The 20555-nt window shown below is 39.6% G+C and carries 18 protein-coding genes; 16 read left to right on the top strand and 2 right to left on the bottom strand.

The genetic code is table 11. The features are described from left to right. The first annotated feature begins 20 nt into the window (after positions 1 to 20). Complete coding sequence (locus F4V44_RS06865; RefSeq protein ID WP_150439258.1) at positions 21 to 926, top strand: VOC family protein; 906 nt, start codon at positions 21 to 23, stop codon at positions 924 to 926. Positions 927 to 993: 67 nt separating this feature from the next. On the opposite strand, the gene F4V44_RS06860 is transcribed toward F4V44_RS06865, so the two are convergent. Together F4V44_RS06860 and F4V44_RS06855 are read right to left on the bottom strand one after the other, a co-directional pair. After that, a complete protein-coding gene (locus tag F4V44_RS06860; RefSeq protein WP_150439310.1) occupies positions 994 to 2271 on the bottom strand; it encodes an MFS transporter in 1278 nt (425 codons plus the stop codon). A 322-nt stretch (positions 2272 to 2593) separates the two neighbouring features. Next, complete coding sequence (locus F4V44_RS06855) at positions 2594 to 4567, bottom strand: sigma-54-dependent Fis family transcriptional regulator (protein ID WP_150439257.1); 1974 nt, start codon at positions 4565 to 4567, stop codon at positions 2594 to 2596. A gap of 561 nt (positions 4568 to 5128) precedes the next feature. Between F4V44_RS06855 and F4V44_RS06850 the strand changes: the two genes are divergently transcribed. The 15 genes from F4V44_RS06850 to F4V44_RS06780 all read left to right on the top strand — a co-directional run bounded on the left by F4V44_RS06850 (position 5129) and on the right by F4V44_RS06780 (position 20445). Continuing rightward, positions 5129 to 7264 carry a hydantoinase/oxoprolinase family protein gene (locus F4V44_RS06850; RefSeq protein ID WP_150439256.1) on the top strand — a complete coding sequence of 712 codons (2136 nt, stop codon included), beginning with the start codon at positions 5129 to 5131 and terminating at the stop codon, positions 7262 to 7264. Positions 7265 to 7306: 42 nt separating this feature from the next. After that, entirely contained in the window at positions 7307 to 9583 is a 2277-nt protein-coding gene (locus F4V44_RS06845; protein WP_191090600.1) for a hydantoinase B/oxoprolinase family protein, read from the top strand. Positions 9584 to 9609: 26 nt separating this feature from the next. Then, positions 9610 to 10110 (top strand): acetone carboxylase subunit gamma, encoded by a 501-nt coding sequence (locus F4V44_RS06840; protein WP_150439255.1) that lies wholly within the window; start codon positions 9610 to 9612, stop codon positions 10108 to 10110. A gap of 177 nt (positions 10111 to 10287) precedes the next feature. Continuing rightward, a complete protein-coding gene (locus F4V44_RS06835) occupies positions 10288 to 10983 on the top strand; it encodes a CoA transferase subunit A (protein ID WP_150439254.1) in 696 nt (231 codons plus the stop codon). Beyond that, positions 10980 to 11657: a 3-oxoacid CoA-transferase subunit B gene (locus F4V44_RS06830; protein WP_150439253.1), complete on the top strand. Its 678-nt coding sequence runs from the start codon at positions 10980 to 10982 to the stop codon at positions 11655 to 11657. The genes F4V44_RS06835 and F4V44_RS06830 overlap by 4 nt, the downstream gene beginning before the upstream one ends. 389 nt (positions 11658 to 12046) lie before the next feature. After that, a complete protein-coding gene (locus F4V44_RS06825; protein ID WP_150439252.1) occupies positions 12047 to 12688 on the top strand; it encodes a GntR family transcriptional regulator in 642 nt (213 codons plus the stop codon). A 352-nt stretch (positions 12689 to 13040) separates the two neighbouring features. Then, complete coding sequence (locus F4V44_RS06820; RefSeq protein ID WP_150439251.1) at positions 13041 to 13490, top strand: GlcG/HbpS family heme-binding protein; 450 nt, start codon at positions 13041 to 13043, stop codon at positions 13488 to 13490. A gap of 151 nt (positions 13491 to 13641) precedes the next feature. Continuing rightward, a complete protein-coding gene (locus F4V44_RS06815; protein ID WP_150439250.1) occupies positions 13642 to 15000 on the top strand; it encodes an aromatic ring-hydroxylating oxygenase subunit alpha in 1359 nt (452 codons plus the stop codon). 49 nt (positions 15001 to 15049) lie between these two features. Continuing rightward, positions 15050 to 15571 carry an aromatic-ring-hydroxylating dioxygenase subunit beta gene (locus F4V44_RS06810; RefSeq protein ID WP_150439249.1) on the top strand — a complete coding sequence of 174 codons (522 nt, stop codon included), beginning with the start codon at positions 15050 to 15052 and terminating at the stop codon, positions 15569 to 15571. A 242-nt stretch (positions 15572 to 15813) separates the two neighbouring features. Then, positions 15814 to 16203 (top strand): RidA family protein, encoded by a 390-nt coding sequence (locus F4V44_RS06805; RefSeq protein ID WP_150439248.1) that lies wholly within the window; start codon positions 15814 to 15816, stop codon positions 16201 to 16203. An 86-nt stretch (positions 16204 to 16289) separates the two neighbouring features. After that, the gene (locus tag F4V44_RS06800) at positions 16290 to 17252 is read left to right on the top strand and encodes a DODA-type extradiol aromatic ring-opening family dioxygenase (RefSeq protein ID WP_150439247.1); all 963 of its coding nucleotides are present in this window, start codon (positions 16290 to 16292) and stop codon (positions 17250 to 17252) included. Positions 17253 to 17331: 79 nt separating this feature from the next. Next, the gene (locus F4V44_RS06795) at positions 17332 to 18159 is read left to right on the top strand and encodes an alpha/beta fold hydrolase (protein WP_150439246.1); all 828 of its coding nucleotides are present in this window, start codon (positions 17332 to 17334) and stop codon (positions 18157 to 18159) included. An 85-nt stretch (positions 18160 to 18244) separates the two neighbouring features. Beyond that, on the top strand, positions 18245 to 18985 hold the full coding sequence (locus F4V44_RS06790; protein WP_150439245.1) for a PIG-L deacetylase family protein: 741 nt from the start codon (positions 18245 to 18247) through the stop codon (positions 18983 to 18985). After that, positions 18982 to 19683, top strand: a complete 702-nt coding sequence (locus F4V44_RS06785) for a 4-carboxy-4-hydroxy-2-oxoadipate aldolase/oxaloacetate decarboxylase (RefSeq protein ID WP_150439244.1) — start codon at positions 18982 to 18984, stop codon at positions 19681 to 19683. Before F4V44_RS06790 ends, F4V44_RS06785 begins: the two co-directional genes overlap by 4 nt. Continuing rightward, positions 19684 to 20445 (top strand): SDR family NAD(P)-dependent oxidoreductase, encoded by a 762-nt coding sequence (locus F4V44_RS06780; protein WP_150439243.1) that lies wholly within the window; start codon positions 19684 to 19686, stop codon positions 20443 to 20445. Positions 20446 to 20555 lie beyond the last annotated feature (110 nt).

Below are 20555 nucleotides of genomic sequence, written 5' to 3'. Positions count from 1 at the left end.
GAAAGATAGGGGAGATTTAGATGTTTCGATATAAAAAAATTGGGTATGTAGCATTAAATGTAAGTGATGTTGAGAAATCAACAGAGTTCTATGATCAAATGGTTGGCTTGCAGCATGTGGAAACGAATGAAAAGGGAATATCCTTTTTCCGTTGCAGCAATGACCATCATAATCTTATCTTGTATCCATCACAGGAGCCGGGTATCAAAAGAGTAGGCTTCCAATTAGAAAATGATAAGCAACTTGAATTGGCTTACCAAGAGTTTGTGAAAAACGGTTTAAATCCAAGAGAAGTGTCACAGGAGGAGCAGAAGGAACTGAAACAAGGGCGCACCTTCCGTATTGTTGAACCGAATACAGGATTAGAGTTAGAGTTTTATAGCAAAATGATGCATATGATTAAAAACTTTGTTCCGAAACATACGAAAATCCAACGATTAGGGCATGTGGTTCTAAATACAGTTGATGTCGATAGTACAATAAAGTTCTTTACTGAACAATTGAACTTTATTGTTTCTGATCATTTGGGTGAAAATGCTTGGCTGCGTTGTTTCCCAAATCCATATCACCATTCCTTTGCCTTGATTAAAAATACCGAGAATAAATTACACCATGTCAATTTTATGGTGGAAGATATTGATGATATTGGAATTGCGAGAAATCGTGTGTTAAATAGCGATGTTCCTATCGCATTTGGTCCAGGACGTCATGAGCCATCGGAGAGTATCTTCTTCTATTTCTTAGACCCTGATGGAATGACTATGGAATATAGCTTTGGGATGGAAGAGTTTCCAGAAGAAAATGCCAGAGATGCCCGCTTACTTGAGCCAAGTCCATGGACGCTAGATAGATGGGGCGGCAAACCTAGTCCGGAATTTGCATCAAAAGGAAAAATTGAGGAAAAGTTAAGTCTTATAGAAAAATAAAGTCTTGATAGACGAACAGTAATAGAAGCAGGCCAAAGCCTGCTTCTATTTTTAAATTGAAGAAGAGTTATTCATTCTTTTGAATACTGCGAGACCAAATAATAACAGGAATCAGCAGCAAGGCAAGGATCCCTCCAGAAAGGGAAAGTGCCGCATAACTCGTATGCGCTGCTACCATCCCTGAAAGCGCACCCCCGGATGCTCCGGCTAAAGCAATCAGGATGTCTACGGTTCCCTGTGTTTTTGCACGATTGAAAGGAGTCGTTGAATCCACAATGAGGGTGGTGCCGCTGATTAAGCCAAAATTCCAGCCAAGTCCAAGTAACGATAGAGCCATAATCAATACAAACATGGAATCTGCGGGTGCAAAGGCAGCTGTGACACCGGCAGCCAGAAGAGTGATTCCTGCGGCAATGGCCATTTTCGTTCGTCCTATTTTATCGACAAGGATCCCTGTTACGAGTGAGGGAAGGTACATGGAGCCAATATGAAAGCCAATGACCATTCCTACTGCACTTAAATCATGACCATGACTTCTCATATGCACAGGTGTCATCGTCATAATGGCAACCATGACAATTTGGGTGAAAAGCATAACAGAAGCCCCGGCTATGATTCCACGTTTGTTATTTGCAAGCTCCGTAGCATTCGGGTGTAAAAGATTCTTATCTTTGGTGTTCTGTCCATCTGCAATGGCCTTTGCCACAATGAGCGGATCTGGCCGCAGGAAAATCAAATGGACCAAACCAGCAAGAATGAATGCTGCAGCAGCAAGGATGAAAGGACCTGCAAGGGCAGGAACACCAATTTTCACTGCAACATCACCCATTACCTCAACCAAATTAGGCCCTGCGACCGCACCTAACGTAGTTGAAACCATGGCAATGCTAACCGCTGTTGCTCTTTGTGTGGAATGTGCTAAATCAGTTCCCGCATACCTTGCCTGTAGATTTGTCGCTGTGCCGCTTCCATAGATAAGCAGGGAAGCGAATAGAAGGATGATATTATTCGTTAAGGCGGCAATAATGACCCCAATGGCACCTATTCCACCAGTCAAAAATCCAGCTGCCAGTCCGGGACGCCGCCCAAAACGCTGCGATATCCGTCCAATCAAATAGGACGCCGCAGCAGAACCAAGTGTAAATAAGGCAATAGGAAGCCCTGCAAACTGATTGGTTCCTAACATATCCTCAGCAAGCAGTGCTCCGACCGTTATCCCTGCTGCAAGACCCGCTCCGCCAAAAATCTGGGAAATCACCACAATAAACAGCGTCCGTCGATATAATTGTTTCTGCTTTTCAACAGAGTGAATGCAACTCTGTGAAGATGACACCTGACGCTCCATAGCTTTCGATTTATTTGATTTCACGATTAACCTCTTTCCGAAGGAATTGAAATCGGTACATCCTTCTAGACTATTAAAATGAGAGTTGATATTTCTTCCACTATTATCTTTCATTGAAAGCAGGTTAACAATAGTAATATCAAAATGTTGTTTTCAGTATCTTTCCTGGTATATACAAGGTGACCTATAAAAAATCATGCTGTACATAAAAAGAAACTAGGTCAGTAACCTAGTTTGCTTATCACTATAGTATAAATCTTACATACTTAATAACAGGCTTGTTTGTGTTTTAACTCCATTACATCAGATCAATGGCAGCCTTTCATTGGAAAGTATTATTCAAATCCCTCAACTGATACTTTTTGAGCTTTCGATATAAGGTGGATCTTGCCATTCTCAACTCTTTAGCAACAGCTGAAATATTCCATTTGCTATGAATCAAAAGCTTTCTTATTTGCTCCATTTCTGTTTTTTCCATAACAGAAAAGCTATCATGTTCCACCTTGTCAAGTGCTGGCTGTGGTTGAACATGGGCCAGATAATCGGGCAAGTGCCTGACATCAATCTCTGCTGAATCACTAAAGATGACAGCATGTTCCAAGGCATTTCTTAATTCTCGAATATTGCCCGGCCATTTATAACTTAAAAAGAAGCTTTCCGTTTTTTCTGCTAAACGAAGCGACAGAGTTTTATTATATTTCTCAGCAAATAAACGTAAATAGTGATGGCTGATAGGGATAATATCTTCTGTTCTCTCAGATAAGGAGGGAACGGAAAAGGAGATTACATTCAGCCTGAAAAATAAATCTCGTCGGAACAATCCTTCCTCAATCATCGCCTCTAAGTTTCTATGCGTTGCTGCAATTACTTTAACGTCGATTGTAATGGTCTTGGATGAACCTAACCTTGTCAATTCTTTTTCCTGAAGAACACGAAGTAAATGCACTTGCAGATCGAGTGGCATTTCTCCAATTTCATCTAAAAAGATGGTACCGCCGTTCGCTTCTTCGAATTTACCCTTCTTTCCTTCTTTTTTTCCTCCAGTAAAGGTACCGCTTTCATACCCAAATAGTTCACTGCCGATGAGCTCTTTCTGCATGGCACCGCAATTAATCGCGATAAAGGGTTTATCACTTCTTGAACTAACATCATGAATATATCTGGCAATTAATTCTTTCCCTGTGCCTGTTTCACCTGTTAACAAGACAGGGGTGGTGACCAATGCAATCTGCCGGCATTTATGTAAAATTTCTTTCATTTCCACAGACTCACCAATCAACTGATGATCCTTTGCTTGAGCTAGCGCTAGCATGCTGGATGATGCCTTAGCTTTCTTGTTTAAAATAGCCGCATAACCAACTTCTTCATAATTGATGATAATGGGTTCTAGGTGGATAAATTGATACTCTTTCGCTTGATTAAAGAAAGAAGCTGGATTCTGAAGAAGTTTTTTTATCTTTAGATGGTTCTCAAAAGTTGATTCTTTTTTCAATTGAAGGACATTCAATAATGTTCGATCTCCATTTACTAGAACGGCATCGTTGCTTATGACAAGTACAGAATGCTCCCTGTATTTGAATGTATATTGATGGTAATATTCTTCGAGCTTCGTATATTTGCTTCGATACTTAAGCTGAAGTTGTTGTTCAATCATTTGAGCGAGGGAGACGGCTAATCCGAGTGTATGAGGTTGTGTGCTTGGCCAAAATCCTGTAAAGTCAATGGCTCCAATGGCATTTTTGGTATATGGATGAAAAATAGGTGATGCAGAACAAGTCATAGGATGAAAGCCTTCACAGAAATGTTCAGCAGAAAATACTTGAATGGGTTTTTTAGAAACAATGCTTGTACCAATAGCATTCGTTCCTGCTGCATTTTCACTCCAATCCATCCCTGGCAAAAAATTGATTCTCTCTGTCTTTCTAATAAGTTCCTTTTCGCCTTTTAAATAGAGCATTTTTCCACTTTCATCATTAAGAGTAATTAAATAGCCCGTACCAATTAATTTATCATAAATATTATCAATAATCGGTTTAGCTGTATGGTACAGTTCGGATTCTGACAGAAGGGTTTCTAGTTCAAACGAAGTTAGTGCTGTTCTTGCTTGTTTTTGTTCCGGATTAATTCCGATAGAATGACAGCGGCTCCATGAATGCAGGATATCGCGGCGAACGATATTTTCCAGATTTTCACCATTAGTAGGATTTGTGATGAAGGTTTCCCATTTATGTTTGATTTCACTAACTTTATTCGATAAATCCTTTGTGGAAAAAATAGAGAGAAAAGGGTTATCCAACTTGTATGAAACCTCCTTATATAAATTTAGAATATTTTTTACAAGCAATCAGTGAATATAGATGAATGTGAAACAATGGGTCGTTTAATATTTCAAATATTCAGTATATTTAAAATATTAAACGACCCAGCAGGCTAAATCAATAGTTAATTGACTGTTTTGATAAAACAATCTGTAGCGCTACATGTGTTGCAAAATAATACAGGTTGATTGAACAGTTTTTTTTCTATTATCTCTCACATTATAAAGGATGTATTGGAAAGCCTGTAAGTGGTAAAGAACGGGTTCGTTTTTTGACTCATCTAAATTTTTATAAACCATGCTGAAGCCTTTGAGATAGGGTGAAAAGTCTAATGAAATGGGGATTTTGCTTAGATAAAGCCCATTTGTAGCTGAGTAACATAAGCCATTCTTAACCCCTTTTTATATAAAAAATTTGAAAATGACGGAAAGTTGGCACGCTGCTTGCTAGATTACTAGTGACAGCAATAATAAGACTGCTATTTTTACATAAACTGCTGTTTAATCCATTTACTTTCAATTGAAGGGAGAGCGTTTTATTTGGCTAAATCTCAAATTCTTGCTATTGATGCCGGCGGTACTATGACAGACACGTTCATTATTGATGAAAAGGGAGATTTTGTCGTCGGTAAGGCACAAACTACTCCGCTAGACGAGCATATTGGACTATTAAACTCTGCTAGAGACGCTTTGAGCCAATGGGATGCGAAAATGGAGGACGAATTCCCGAACCTCTTAGCAGGGGTTTATTCTGGAACGGCAATGCTCAACCGCCTCGTTTCCAGGGTTGGACGGCGAGTTGGATTAGTAGTAAATAAAGGGATGGAGGATAACCACCGAATGGGACGAGGGCTTCAATCTTTCCTTGGCTACTCCTATTCGGACAAGATTCATATCAATACCCATCACTTTGACCCGCCGCTTGTTCCAAGAAAATGGACTGTTGGCGTTACTGAGAGGGTAGACCTTTTCGGAAATGTGGTCATTCCACTTTATGAGCATGAAATTGAACCAGCTATTCAAAAATTGATTGATGAGGATGTAGAAGCGATTGTTGTCAGCTTACTGCATTCCTATAAATATCCTGCTCACGAAAGAAGAATTCGTGATATCGCGGAACAAATTGTTGCAAAGGCAAATAAAGACATTAAAGTGTTTGCAACGGTTGATTACTATCCGGTTCGAAAAGAATCCCACCGGACAAATACAACGATTGTAGAAGCCTATGCGGCGGAACCTTCTCGTCAAACACTGGCAAATATTGATAAAGCTTTAAGGGAAGCAGGAACCGATTTTGACCTTCGGATTATGGCTAGTCACGGCGGCACGATCAGTATTAAAGCCAATGAATTGGCAAGAACGTGCGTATCGGGTCCAATTGGAGGCATGGTTGGCGCCAAATACTTAGCTGAACAGCTCGGCTTGAAAAATGTGGCTTGCTCTGATATTGGAGGAACAAGCTTTGATATTGGTTTGATTACACAAGGAGAATTAGCCATCAATGCAAGTCCTGATATGGCCCGTCTGGTTTTATCATTGCCGCTTGTTTCAATGGATACAACAGGTGCGGGTACAGGAAGCTTCGTTCGAATTGATCCAAACTATGGAAATATTACACTAGGACCGGACAGTGCGGGATCCCGTGTGGGCGTTTGTAACCCTGAAGGCGGACTGGATACGGTGACCGTTTCAGATTGTCACGTCGTACTTGGTCTAATTAATCCAGATAATTTCATTGGCGGAGTCATTAAGCTTTCAAAAGCTAAAGCCTATGAAGCGGTGAAAACACAAATTGCTGATCCGCTTGGTTTAACCGTTGAGGATGCAGCATACGGGGTAATCGAATTATTAGAATCACAGCTTCGAAACTATCTTGAGTCGATGATTCTAGGAAAAGGGTATTCTCCTTCTCAATATGTTTGCTTCTCTTACGGCGGCGGTGGTCCGTTGCACACAGCAGGCTATACGAAGGGACTTGGTTTTGAAGATGTTCTAATTCCTGCTTGGGCTGCTGGGTTCTCAGCATTTGGCTGCGGCGCGGCAGATTTCGAATATCGATATGACAAAACATTGGATTTAAATGTTGATGATGGAGCAGAGGATTCTGATGCGTTACTTGCGGGCAGAGAATTACAAGCCGCATGGGATGAATTAAAGACCAAAGTAACAGAGGAATTTAGGAAAAATGATTATCAGCCAGAGGATGTTGATTTTCGTTTGTTATTCCGGATGCAATATCAAGGACAATTGAACGATCTCGAAATTGAAGCTCCGATTTCATCCTTCAATTCTGTCGAAGATTGGGAAAGCCTTGTAAGGACCTTTGAAGAGACCTATGCACGTGTCTATGCAAAAGCTGCACTTTCACCAGAGCTAGGCTATTCCATCACAGGTGCGATTGTTCGTGGTGTGGTTGAAGTGGCAAAACCGCAAATTCCACAGGAACCATTAGCCGGTGAAATACCGCCTCGTGACGCTTTTATAGGCTACCGCGAAATTTATTGGGATGGTGAGTTCCTGCAAGCAGAGATTTATGAAATGGAAAAATTATTGCCAGGTAACAAAATTTCTGCCTTTGCCATTCTTGAATCCACAGCAACAACATTAGTCGTTCCGCTCGGATTTGAGGCTTATCTTGATGAAAACCGTATTTTCCATTTAAGGGAATTAAAATAATAGCTTTCAAACCATTCAATTCAATTTAAGGGGGTATTACATTTGGCAAAAACTCTTGAGGATCTACAAGGCAAAAAAACGATCGGCTGGGACGGAAAAACACTAAAGCAAATGCGGAAGGAAATGGATGAAATTAGTCGAGAAACGGGTCATTATGCTGGTTTAAAGACCCTTCCGTTTAAGGAAAGCGACCCGATTCGCTTTGAAAAAATCTATTCCAAGCTGCGCGGCGGTGTAGTTCATGCAAGGGAAACAGCTAAAAAGGTGGCGGCATCTCCAATCGTCGAACAAGAAGGGGAATTGTGCTTTAGCTTGTACACACCTGAAGCCGATTCGATTGTTACCTCAACGGGAATTATTATCCACGTAGGGACGATGGGTGCGGCGATTAAATTTATGATTGAAAACGATTATGAAGAAAATCCTGGTATTGCAGATAAAGATATTTTCTGTAATAACGATAACCATGTAGGAAATGTTCATACATGTGATGTTCATACCCTTGTTCCGATTTTCTGGGAGGGAGAAGTAGTCGGCTGGGCCGGCGGTGTAACGCACGTAATTGATACAGGAGCCTCTGCACCGGGAAGTATGCCAATGGGTCCAGTTCAGCGATATGATGATGGTTATCAAGTCACATGCCGAAAAATTGGTCAAAATGACACGTTATCTAAAGATTGGCTGCTAGAAAGTACAAGGTCCGTACGTGCCGTTAAATATTGGACTTTGGATGAAAAAACCCGTATTGCCGGATGTCACATGATCCGTGACCTTGTACTAGATGTTATTAAGGAAGAAGGCGTTGACGCGTATAAAGAATTTATGCGTGAGATTATCGAGGATGGACGCCGCGGTTTCGTAAACCAAGTAAAAACGATGTTAATTCCAGGAAAATATCGTCAAGCATCATTTGTAGATGTACCGTTTAAGGATTTAGATCTTCCTTCCTTTGCGAAGCTGAATACAATTATTCATACACCTTCTGAAATTACTGTTCATAAGGATGCTAAGTTTGAAATTGATTTTGAAGGAGCAAACCGCTGGGGCTGGCACCCATTCAATGCCACACCGGTTTCGATTACGAGTGGAATCTGGGTTATGCTTTCCCAAACGCTTGTCCCAAATGACCGGATAAACGATGGTGCCTATTACGCAAGTAAGTTTGGTATTCCATATGGATCCTGGTTTAATCCGGATGATATTCGGTCTGCCCATTCGAATACATGGCATGCGCTTGTTGCGGCATGGTCGCCATTATGGCGGGGCCTAAGCCGTTCTTACTTTGGTCGCGGATATTTAGAGGAAGTAAACGCTGGAAATGCACATACCTCTAACTGGCTGATGGGCGGAGGATATGATCAATATGGTCAATTATCTGCAATGAATAGCTTTGAGACCTCTTCTTGCGGGGTAGGAGCAAGTGCTGTTCAAGATGGAATCAGCCATTCGGCCGCTCTCTGGAATCCAGAGGGAGACATGGGTGATATGGAAATTTGGGAGCTGCTTGAACCTCTTATCTTCCTTGGAAGACAAATTTTACCTGGATCAGGCGGAGCTGGTAAATACCGTGGCGGAAATGGCTGGCAATCGCTTCGTTTAGGATGGGGTGCAGAGGAATGGACGATGTTTGTTGCTGGCTCAGGAGTCATGGCGACAGACTGCGGTCTCATGGGTGGTTATCCGGCATCTGCAGGCTATCGATTCCAAGCGAATAAAACCAATATCAAAGACCGTATTGAGAAAGGTCTACCAATTCCGTTAGGCGGTGATGTCGATCCAGACAATCCAACCTATGAGGAAAATATGGAGGCCGAGGTTGTATACCGTGATAGACAAGCGGTATCAACACAAGAAGAATTTGGTGACTATGATGTGATTATGAACTACCTTCGCGGAGGTCCTGGTTTTGGTGATCCGCTTGAAAGGGATCCAAAACAAGTTGAAAACGATTTGAATGAAAAATATATCCTTCTCCGTTATGCAGAACAAGTATACGGATGTGCTTTTACAGAGGAAAATGGCGTCTATACCGTTGATCTTAAAGCTACGGAAGAAAAACGCAAGCAAGTTCGTATGGAACGTTTGAACCGCAGCCAGCCAACTCAAGAGTGGATGAAAGGCGAAAGAACGAAGATTATGAACGAAGAGGCTGCCATTCAGGTGAAACATATGTATGCACAAAGCTTTGCCTTAAGTGAGAAGTTTACGAGTGAATTCAAGAGCTTCTGGAACATCCCTGAAGAATGGATGATTTATGAAGATGATTTAGGTGTACCTACACTAGGTTCACGTATCAATCGATTTAAAAAGAAAAAATAATAAATTGAGACAAAGAGGTGAAGAAAGTGGCAAAATACGATAAAAAAAGAATTGGTGAATTGATAGATGGAACGCTGGAATTTTATCAGTTGAAAGATATGATGACAAGCCATAAAGACCCGGAGCGTTTTGAAATTTATCGGGAGGTTTTGCAGGATCGTGTGAGCTGGGATGATCCCATCCTGCTTCCATATGGGCTGCATCTCTATATTGTGCAAAAAGCAAACGGAGACCGTATAGTCAAATGCGATTGCGGTCACGAATTCTGTGATTATCGAGAAAATTGGAAGCTCCAAGCACGGATTTTTGTGCGGGATACAGAGGAAAAAATGAATGAAATTTATCCGAAATTAATGTCACCGGACCCAGAGTGGCAGGTCATTCGCGAATATTATTGCCCAAGCTGTGCAACGCAGTTGGAAGTTGAAGCCGTTCCTCCTTGGTATCCGATTATTCTTGATTTCGAACCGGATATTGATACGTTCTATAATGAGTGGATTAAGAAACCGCTGCCAACCGTTAAATAGGATGAACTGGTGATTCTCTAGGATGGGAGACCCTTAGGGGTTTCCCTTTATTCATTTTCTAGTTCCGTCAAAGAAGTATGAAAGAATGCTTTCACTGAATAATGAGTTAAGTAGAATGAGTGAAAAGAATGAGTGAAAAGAATGAGAATGGTAAGTTAATAGAAATGAGGGTAGAGAATGAAACAAATAGTCGGCTCTCCATTAGATGCAGTGAAGGATATACACGATGGTGCGGTAATTATGGTTGGGGGCTTTGGTGTATGCGGTATTCCTGAGAACCTGATTCAAGCCCTTTCAGAAACAGGTGTAAAAAACTTAACAGTTATTTCGAATAACTGTGGAATTGATGACTGGGGGTTAGGAATTCTTTTAAAAAGGAAGCAAATCAAAAAGATGATAAGCTCCTATGTGGGTGAGAATAAGGAGTTTGAAAGACAATTTTTATCAGGGGGAATTGAGGTTGAACTTTTGCCTCAAGGAACATTAGCAGAAAAAATTCGCGCTGGAGGAGCCGGGATCCCCGCCTTCTATACACCTGCAGGAGTAGGTACCATTGTTGCTGATGGAAAAGAAGCTCGTACCTTCAATGGGAAAGACTATATCCTCGAGCATTCACTAACAGCTGACTTCAGCTTAGTTTCAGCTTTACGGGCGGATGAAATGGGAAACTTAATCTATAACAAAACGGCACAAAATTTCAATCCAATCATGGCTGCAGCTGGAAGGGTTACGATTGCAGAAGTGGAGGAGATGGGAGACATTCCCGCCGCGCACATTGTAACACCTGGTATCTATGTACAACGAATCGTTGTGTGCAGGAAAGAGAAACGAATTGAAAGACGAACGGTACAGAAAGTGGGGGAAAAAGTATGAGTACTCCAATTGAACAAACGTTAGATATAAGGGAGAAAATTGCCAAAAGAGCGGAAAAAGAGATTGTCTCTGGAAATTACGTGAATCTTGGAATTGGCATGCCGACCTTAATTGCTAATTTTATTAGTAAGGATAAAAGGGTCGTGCTTCAATCTGAAAATGGGTTGCTTGGTATAGGACCATATCCAAAGGAGTCAGAAATAGATCCTGATTTAATTAATGCTGGTAAAGAAACCATTACCGCTGCTAAGGGTGCTTCCTATTTTTCTAGTGCGGAGTCCTTTGCTATGATTCGCGGAGGACATATTGATGTAGCTATTTTAGGTGGAATGGAAGTTTCTGAGACAGGTGACCTTTCCAATTGGATGATTCCTGGAAAAATGATTAAGGGAATGGGAGGAGCAATGGACCTGGTTCATGGAGCCAAAAAGATTATTGTTATCATGGACCATACCAATAAAAAGGGACAACCTAAAATATTAAAAACATGCACTTTGCCCTTGACAGGTAAGGGAGTGGTCCATCGTATTATTACAGAACGGGCAGTGATCGATGTGACAGCATCTGGTTTAAAATTAGTTGAAGTAGCAAAAGGGTATACCATTGACGATATCCAGTCGGTTACAGAGCCGACTCTTCTCATGGATAAATATATAAAATTAGATGCTTATTAATTAAAATCCAGAAATTAAATTTTAAGATTGATTAAGTGGGTATTACTTCTATTTTTGTTCAACTATTATATACATTTTGTTATCTTGGATGAGATTAAGGTGTTTTTAGAAATATTGAAGAAGAAATAAAAAAACAGAAAGGCAGTTTTTTCTGTTAAAGAAGCATGGAATTGAATAAGAATGAGATTTATTTATAAATAAATTTCATTTAAAAAGGAAAGCTCAGAGCGACTCTGAGCTTTTTTTGGGGGATAAAGATGACTTTCTTTTCAAGAATAAAAAGCCTGCCCGCATAATTACATTGACGAAATATTCAAATAGGATGTAAGATAATTGTAAACAATATTGTTGAACTTTGAGATTATAATAATCAGGTGGAGTGTAAAAGGATGAGCCAACAAACGGAAACAGCATACCAATATATTAAAGAAAGAATTCTAGATGGTACGTATAAACCTTCGCAAAAATTAATAGAAGCACAGTTGTCTCAAGATGTAGGAGTTAGTAGAAATACAATCAAAAAAGCGTTATTAATGCTCGCCCGAGAAAATCTAGTTGAACTTGAGAAAAATAAGGGTGCCACGATTAAGTCCTACTCAATGGAGGAAGTTGTGAACTACATGCAAATTAGGGGAGTATTAGAAGGATTAGTAGCTAAAAATGCAACCCAAAAAATAACAGATTCGGATGTACAAGCACTTGATCAAATTGTACAACAAATGAAAAAATTTACAGAAGAAAATGATTTTGATCAATATACATTATTAAATCATGAATTTCATGAAATTATATATAAAGCTTCAGGAAATATGCAGGCCGTTGAAATGATTAATATGATAAAAAACCAATTAAAAAGAATTAATTTTAGAAGTCTTTTACTTCCTGGAAGAAATCAAGAATCACTACAGGAGCACATAAGAATTTATGAGGCATTAAAAAATCGAAATGAAAAAGAAGCTGTTGAAGCAGTTGAACACCATGTTGATCATGTGCGTCAAGTGATTGTCCAAAACTATCAATTTCTTCAGTGAAAATGGATAAAGGATGGACTTCGATTTTCACTGAATATTCAATGGGACCGATGTTTATATTTGCTGGCAGGAAATGATTAAAGTCTTGAGATAGGTGTTATCTCAGGGCTTTTTATGTTTTTTTGGTCTTTAATAAGTAAAAAAATAGGGATTTAGACCATGATTATAAAAATGAAAAATAGCGAAACGAAAATTCTAAAAATTCGGTGATTATTTATTGACAGGTGAATAATCAGAATTTATACTCAAATTGAAAACAAAAATGTTCATCAATTTTGCCCTCAAAATTATTGCTAATCATTTAAACGAATGAAACTTCACACTGTTTCTCAAAAAGAGAGGAGATTAAATAATGAAATCTAGCTATCAAAAACCAATACTTCCACAAATATTAACATTTGAGATGTTAAAGGCTGCTTGTAAAAAAGCAGAAGAGTTAAAAATTAAAGTGACTGTAGCCATTTGTGATGATGGGGGGAATTTAAAATCATTCACAAGGATGGATGGTGCCAGCTTATTGAGCTTAGAAATCTCTCAGAATAAAGCATATACTTCAGCTTCAGGAAGAGCAACCGAGGATTGGTATCCAACCATTAAGAATAACCCGGCTCTTCTTCATGGGATTGTACATACAAACCGCCTCGCTATATTTGGCGGAGGATTGCCAATCTATTTGAATGGTGTGTTAGTAGGAGGGGTCGGTGTTTCTGGCGGTACAGCGGAGGAAGATGTTGAATGCGCTAAAGCAGCCATTTCAGTAATAGAAAAAGTTTTAGAGGAAGAGGGAATTATTTATTCCTAAAATTAAGAAAATAATTTTGTTGATAAAAGTCTAGAACATTTTACTAAAGTAATAGAAGCGACTTCTAAACAAGATTTGGTTAAGGAATCAAGATAGATGGATAGTTTGTTAGTATGAGGGATATTAATGTGGATAAATGGAGGGAGTCTGAATGAGCATTACACGTCAACCAAACTCAAATGGTGTACTTTCGAAAGAAAGATTAGAAAATATTAAAGAAAAGCTTGATCAAGGGTTGTTTCCCCAATGGATGGTCAGTGATCCAGAGGTTTTTGATTTAGAAAAGGATAAGGTATTTGGTTATACATGGCAATATTTAGGGCATGAATCTGAACTAAAGGAGCCTGGGGATTATGTGACTAGATGGTTAATGGATGATCCGGTTTTGTTAGTGAAAAATAAAAAAGGTGAAATTAATGTATTTTTAAACTCATGTTCTCACCGTGGAACTCATTTATGTGCCGCAGATTTGGGGAATAGAAAAACCTTTACCTGCCCATTCCATGGCTGGAGCTTCAATACAGATGGAGAATTAATGGGAGTCATTGCTGGTAATAAAGTCTTTGGCGAAAAAATGGTAAGACCAGAATGGAATTTACGAAAAATTCCACGAGTTGAGACTTATAAAGGACTCATTTTCGGAAATTTAGATAAAAATGCGATGGCGCTTGACGACTATCTAGGTGAACTTAAATGGTACTTTGATTTATTCTTGGCACGTAGTGATGGTGGGATGGAAGTAGTCGGCTCTCCACAGCGCTGGGTTGTCAATACTAATTGGAAGATTGCAGCAGAAAACTTTGGTGGAGATCCATACCATGTAGCAACCACACATAAGTCAACTGTTGAACTAGGTATCAGTCCACAGGATCCGCTTTATGCCAGCTATGGACATCAAGTTCAATTAAATCATGGACATGCAATCAATGTTAGTTCTTCGGATAATGGTTTAAATGTACCTCCATATCAAGGGCTTCCAGAAGAAATGTGGCCAATGTTTGAGAAAAATCTAACGAAAGAACAGTTAGAAGTATATAAAAAAACTGTAGTTATAGTTGGAAACTGTTTTCCAAATTTAGCATTCCACTGTCCAGTACATGGAAACGAAGGGCATTTGCATAACTATTTAACACTGCGTATTTGGAGACCTATTGCACCGGATAAAACTGAAATTTGGGCATGGTTTTTAATTGATAAGGCTGCACCTGAAGAGTATAAACAAGCGTCGTATAAAGGTTATGTAGCTTCTTTCGGCCCATCTGGAACGTTAGAGGCAGATGATACAGAAATTTGGACTCGTGTGACAAAAGCAAGTAAAGGGAAAATGGCCCGAGATCGTGATCTAAACTTTAATAATGTCCTAAATTATATGATGGGTATGGACAAAATCGAGCCGGACAGATCTTGGCCGGGTCCTGGGATTGCCTATCCGACTTGCTTTACGGACTTCGCTTTAAGGGGAATGCATGATTATTGGCTTGACTTACTGTCTGCGGATCGAGATGAATGATGTGTAAGCGTTTGATTCATATAGTAATTATTGGGAGAGGAGATTGTATATGGAAGTACAAGAGATCAAGTTAAACATGGACTTACTCTATGACATTACTAATTTGCTTAATAAGGAAGCGCGATTATTAGACTCTCGAAAATATGAGGATTGGCTGGAATTACTAACTGATGACATCGTTTATCGAATGCCAGTACGTGTGACAAGAGAATCAAAAGATTTGACAGGTAAAGACGATGCTATGACCTATTTTGAAGAAAGTAAGAAATCTTTAACAACGCGTGTACGAAGATTTGGAACGACTTCAGCGTGGGCAGAAGATCCACCGTTACACACCCGCCATTTTGTTTCTAATATTGTGCTTGAACCAGGATTAAAGAACAATGAAATTAATGTAAACAGCTATTTTTTAACAAAACGAAGTAGAGGTACGGATCATCAAGCAGAAGAAATCTTTGGTGAGCGTATAGATGTTCTGCGTAAAGTCGACGGAGAGTGGAAAATTGCCTCACGATGCATTTACCCTGACCAATCTATCTTAACTGTTATGAATCTAACCACGTTTTTATAAATTTTTGTTTAACTCTTGATATAACTGCTTTTGAGAGGTGAAATCATGATGTGATTCTTCTCTCAAGCATGTTATTTTCAATAAAATTTTTAGAAAATTTTAAATATTATTCATTGACAGATTAGTGATTAGAAAATATACTAAATTTATAAACAAAATTGTTAAACAATATTGAACTCATTTAAGAGGACAACTTATAAATGAGTGAAAGTGATAAAGAGTGAAGCGAATGAGGTGACGAAATGACTTATCGTAAAAGTATTGAAATTGAAGGGGTAGCTCATGGTAACACACCCATTCCATTGGGTTCTAAATTGGGCAATATGGTTTTTTCCTCAGCCATTGCTGGTAATAATCCTGCGACAGGGTTGATTCCAGAGGATTCTGCAGAACAAGTAAAGTATGTTTTTCAAAACGTTCGCAGTTTTATGGAAGTTGCGGGCGGGAGTCCAGAACATATCGGGAAAGTGACCGTATTAGTTCAGGATGAAAGCATTCGAGATTTAGTTAATGAAGAGTGGATCAAAATGTTTCCAGATCCCGAAAGCAGACCGGCTCGACATTCTAAAGTGACCCAGTTAAGACAAGGAGCAGTTGTACAATTGGAGATTATCGCGGTTTTACCTGAATGACAGTTATTTCTAATGATAGAAAACGTGCCTAGAAGATAACGAATAAATTATTTTAATAAATATAAAGGTAAAAAGGAGAGGTTTAAATGGCAAAAATTGTACTAGGGATTGGTTCGTCACATAGTCCTCAAGTTAGCAGTCCAGCGGAAGTTTGGTCCATGCATGCAGATAGGGATCGTTTAAATCCTGAGACAAATTTTGAAGAACGTTCACAGGAACTGGCTGCAACACTTGAAGAACATTTAGACCCAAAACTTTGGCAAGAAAAATACGAAATGTGTAATGCAGCTGTCAATCATCTTAACAAAGAAATCCTTGCCGCAGATCCTGATATTTTAGTTGTCATTGGAGATGATCAGGAAGAACTGTTTATGAATGAAGCGAAGCCAACCTTTGGAGTGTTCAATGGAACAGAATTGAAAGATTTTCCTGTAAAATTAGATGATCTTCATCCATCGTTACGTCCTGTCATTTGGGCATGGCATACTACAGAAAACACGGATATTTATCCAACAGAAAGTGGACTTGGAAATCATATCATTGAACAAATGATGCTAGATGGATTTGATGTTTCTCAGAGTACAACACAAGTTGAAGGGCGTTCAATCGGTCATGCTTATACCTTTGTAAGAAGACGTCTTCTATCTAATAAAACAATCCCAATGGTTCCGATTTTCGTTAACTGTTTCTTCCCGCCAAATAAGCCGACACCAGCTCGTTGCTACGAATTTGGAAAAGCCCTGAGAAAGGCCATTGAATCTTGGGGAGAAGATAAACGTGTTGTAATCATTGGTTCCGGAGGACTAAGCCATTTTAAACTAGATGAAAAACTGGATGAAGTGGTGATCGATGGTTTAAAAAGAGGAGACGAGGAAGTTCTTAAGTCCATTCCGAGAGAAAAGTTAGAGGGAGCCTCTGGAGAGATTTTGAATTGGATTGTTGCAGCGGGAGCATTAGAAGATAAGAAAGTAGAATATTTAGAATATGTTGCAGGTTACCGTTCACCAGCCGGTACAGGAGTAGGAATGACATTTGCAGTCTGGAAGTAATTGGAACAATTTAAGTTCTATAGAAAACTCTATTTATCTTAAGATAAATAGACAAGAATACTAGAAAAGGAGGATTAAGATGGAGATTAAAGAAAACCAGATTCAATTAAGTCACGGTACAACTTATTACTTAGAAGCAGGTCAGGGTGAGCCTCTGATTCTGCTTCACGGGGTTGGTTTCTACACAGGGGGCGATTATTGGTTAAAAAATGTAGAAGAACTTAGCAAGTATTTTCATGTGTACGCTCCAGATTTTGTAGGATGGGGTAACGGAGACCGGCTTCCTGTAGAGTATTCGTTTTCGTATCTAGCGGATTTTGTAAGGGAATTTCAGGACGCAATCGGGGTTTCGTCCACACACATTGTAGGTCATTCCATGGGCGGATGGGTGGCAGCTCTTTTTGGTTATGAAAGTCCTGAACGTGTTCGTACACTAACATTAGTAGGAAATGGCGGAATATCAACTCGAACCTTATCAACAATGACTGCTTTCACTCCGCCTTCATACGAAGAGATTTTACAACATGTTAAGCAAACCACTGAACCAGGAAGCATTAATATAGAAGAAACAGCTCAAAAATGGTATGAACGTACAAAAATAACCGGTGCAGTTGAAGCATATCAAAAAATCTTAAATCATATGAATCAACCTTTACATAGGGCTAGATATAATCTTCAAAGAAGATTGCCTCATGTTAAGGTACCGACCTTGGTAGTATGGGGATCAGAGGATCAAATAAATGACTTAACTATGGGTGAGAAGGTCCGTTCACTTATTCCAAATGCCGAAATGGCTGTATTGCCATATGGACATTTTCTTCCTAGTGAGGCTCCGCAAGAATTTACTAAACTAGTCATACAGTTTATACAAAAACATGCTGATTTAGAAACCTTAAAAAGCTCATAATCAAATATAAGTATACTTATCATTATAATTGGTATTTGAATTAAATTCCGAAAATTTAAATAATATGCCAAAGGGGAAATAAATCATGTCTAATAAACAAAAAACAATTACAGTTGTAAGTGCACATTCAGCAGATTTTATTTGGCGCAGCGGCGGGGCAATCGCTCTATATCATGATCTAGGGTATCAAGTACGTGTCATCTGTTTATCTTTTGGCGAACGTGGAGAGTCTGCCCGTTTATGGAAAGATGGAAAAACACTAGAAGAAATTAAGGCCAAACGCCGCGCAGAGTCAGAAGAAGCAGCAAGAATTTTAGGTGCCGAAATTCGATTTTTAGACGCTGGGGATTATCCTTTACAAATAACAAAAGAATTACAGGATATTGTTGTGAATGAATTTAGAGAACATCAACCAGAAATCATTCTGACACATTCACTTGAAGATCCATATAATTTTGACCATAAGCGAACAGCAGAATTTGTTCTAGAATGCCGCGTTCTTGCTCAAGCAGAAGGTTATCCTTCAGAACACGGTATATTAGGAGCACCTCAAGTCTTCTCATTTGAGCCGCATCAACCAGAACAATGTGATTTTAAACCGAATGCCTTTTTAGATATTAGTTCTGTATTTGATCGTAAGCGTAAAGCGATGGAATGTATGAATGCACAAGAACATTTATGGGAGTACTATTCAGAATTAGCGAAGCGCCGCGGGATGCAAGCTGGCCGTAATATCGGCAGTGCCATTAGTCTTTCAGGCAGTAAGATCACGTATGCGGAAGCCTATCAACGTCATTTTCCAACTGTAGGAGGTACACTAGTATGAGTCATGTCATTATAAAAAATATCGAGCGGCCAGATCAGAATACCATTGAAAGGTTAAAATCATTTGGAACAGCGACTGTTCATGAAGCAATGGGACGTACCGGTTTAATGAACCCGTACCTTCGCCCTATCTACGATACTGCTAAGGTATGTGGAACAGCGGTTACCGTTTCCGCTCATCCAGGTGATAACTTGATGATTCATGCGGCAATTGAAATGTGTCAACCAGGCGATGTTCTTGTAGTGACAGTCACTTCTGATAATACGGATGGAATGTTCGGAGACCTCCTTGGAGTATCCGCACAATCAAGAGGTGTGGAAGGTTTAATTATTGATGCAGGGGTACGTGATACAACGGAATTAACGAAGATGAAATTTCCAGTCTGGTCAAAAGCGATCTCTGCGAAGGGCACAGTTAAAGCAACTCCAGGTTCCGTAAATATTCCAGTTGTATGTGCAGGTGCCATTGTAAACCCAGGTGATGTTATTATTGGGGATCGTGATGGTGTCGTAATAGTACCTAAAGAGGATGTCGAAAAAGTAGCACAAGCTGCACAAGCACGTGAAGATCGTGAAGCAATCGTTAGACAACGTCTTGCAAAAGGGGAGCTTGGGTTAGATATTTATGGGCTTCGTGAAAAATTACAAAATTTAGGTGTCACTTACGTTGATAAAGATACTGTGAAGGTGGAGTCCTAAATGGAACTGAAGCATAAGGTTAGCTGGGTAACAGGAGCAGCTGGCGGCATCGGGCAATCTATCAGTGAAAAGTTGGCCCAGCAAGGAAGCCATCTTGTTTTAAGTGATATAAACAAGGAAGCTTTAAATAAGCTATCAGAGAAACTAAAAACGTTCGATATTGACGTGTTGGCTCTTCCAATCGACATATCAGATCCACAGTTGGTATCCGAAGCGAAAGAAAAAATAAAAGAGCGATTCAATAAAGTGGATATATTGGTTAATAATGCGGGGATCTCACCAAAAGGTCCGAATGGTGCGATTCCCTTTAAAGATATCACATTTGAAGATTGGAATAGAGTGATTGCCATCAATTTAAACGGTGCGTTTCTTTGCAGCCAGGCTTCTTTAGAAATGATGGTTGAACAAGGTCAAGGTTCTATTGTTAATATTTGTTCACAAGCATCTAGAACCTTTAGCCCTGTAACATCCGCCCATTATGCAGCGAGTAAAGCTGGACTTTTAGGGTTAAGCCGCAAGCTTGCTGGTGAATATGGTCCTAATGGCATTCGAGTGAATGTGGTCGTACCAGGCAGGATTGATACACCAATGACTCAGAGTGTTGATAAAGAATTAAGCCGACAAGCTGCATTAAGGACACCGCTCAGGAGAATCGGTCAGCCGGACGAAGTGGCTGATGCAGTAGTGTATCTTGTTTCAGATAGAGCCAGTTATGTAAATGGTGCTGTCTTAGATGTAAACGGCGGCAGCTTAATGATTTAGTAATGGAGTGAAATAAATCATCAAGGAATAATCGATTTTTGAATCGGTAGAGCTAATATAATAAATTTTCATGAGATTTCCTGACTAAAGAGGCTGTTAGAGCGTCTGAC

Origin of the sequence: Niallia endozanthoxylica (genome assembly GCF_008710145.1) — a bacterium.
Taxonomy (GTDB): Bacteria; Bacillota; Bacilli; order Bacillales; family Cytobacillaceae; genus Bacillus_BD; species Bacillus_BD endozanthoxylica.
Note: the sequence above shows the minus strand (reverse complement) of the source record. Positions and strands in the feature narration are given on the sequence as shown.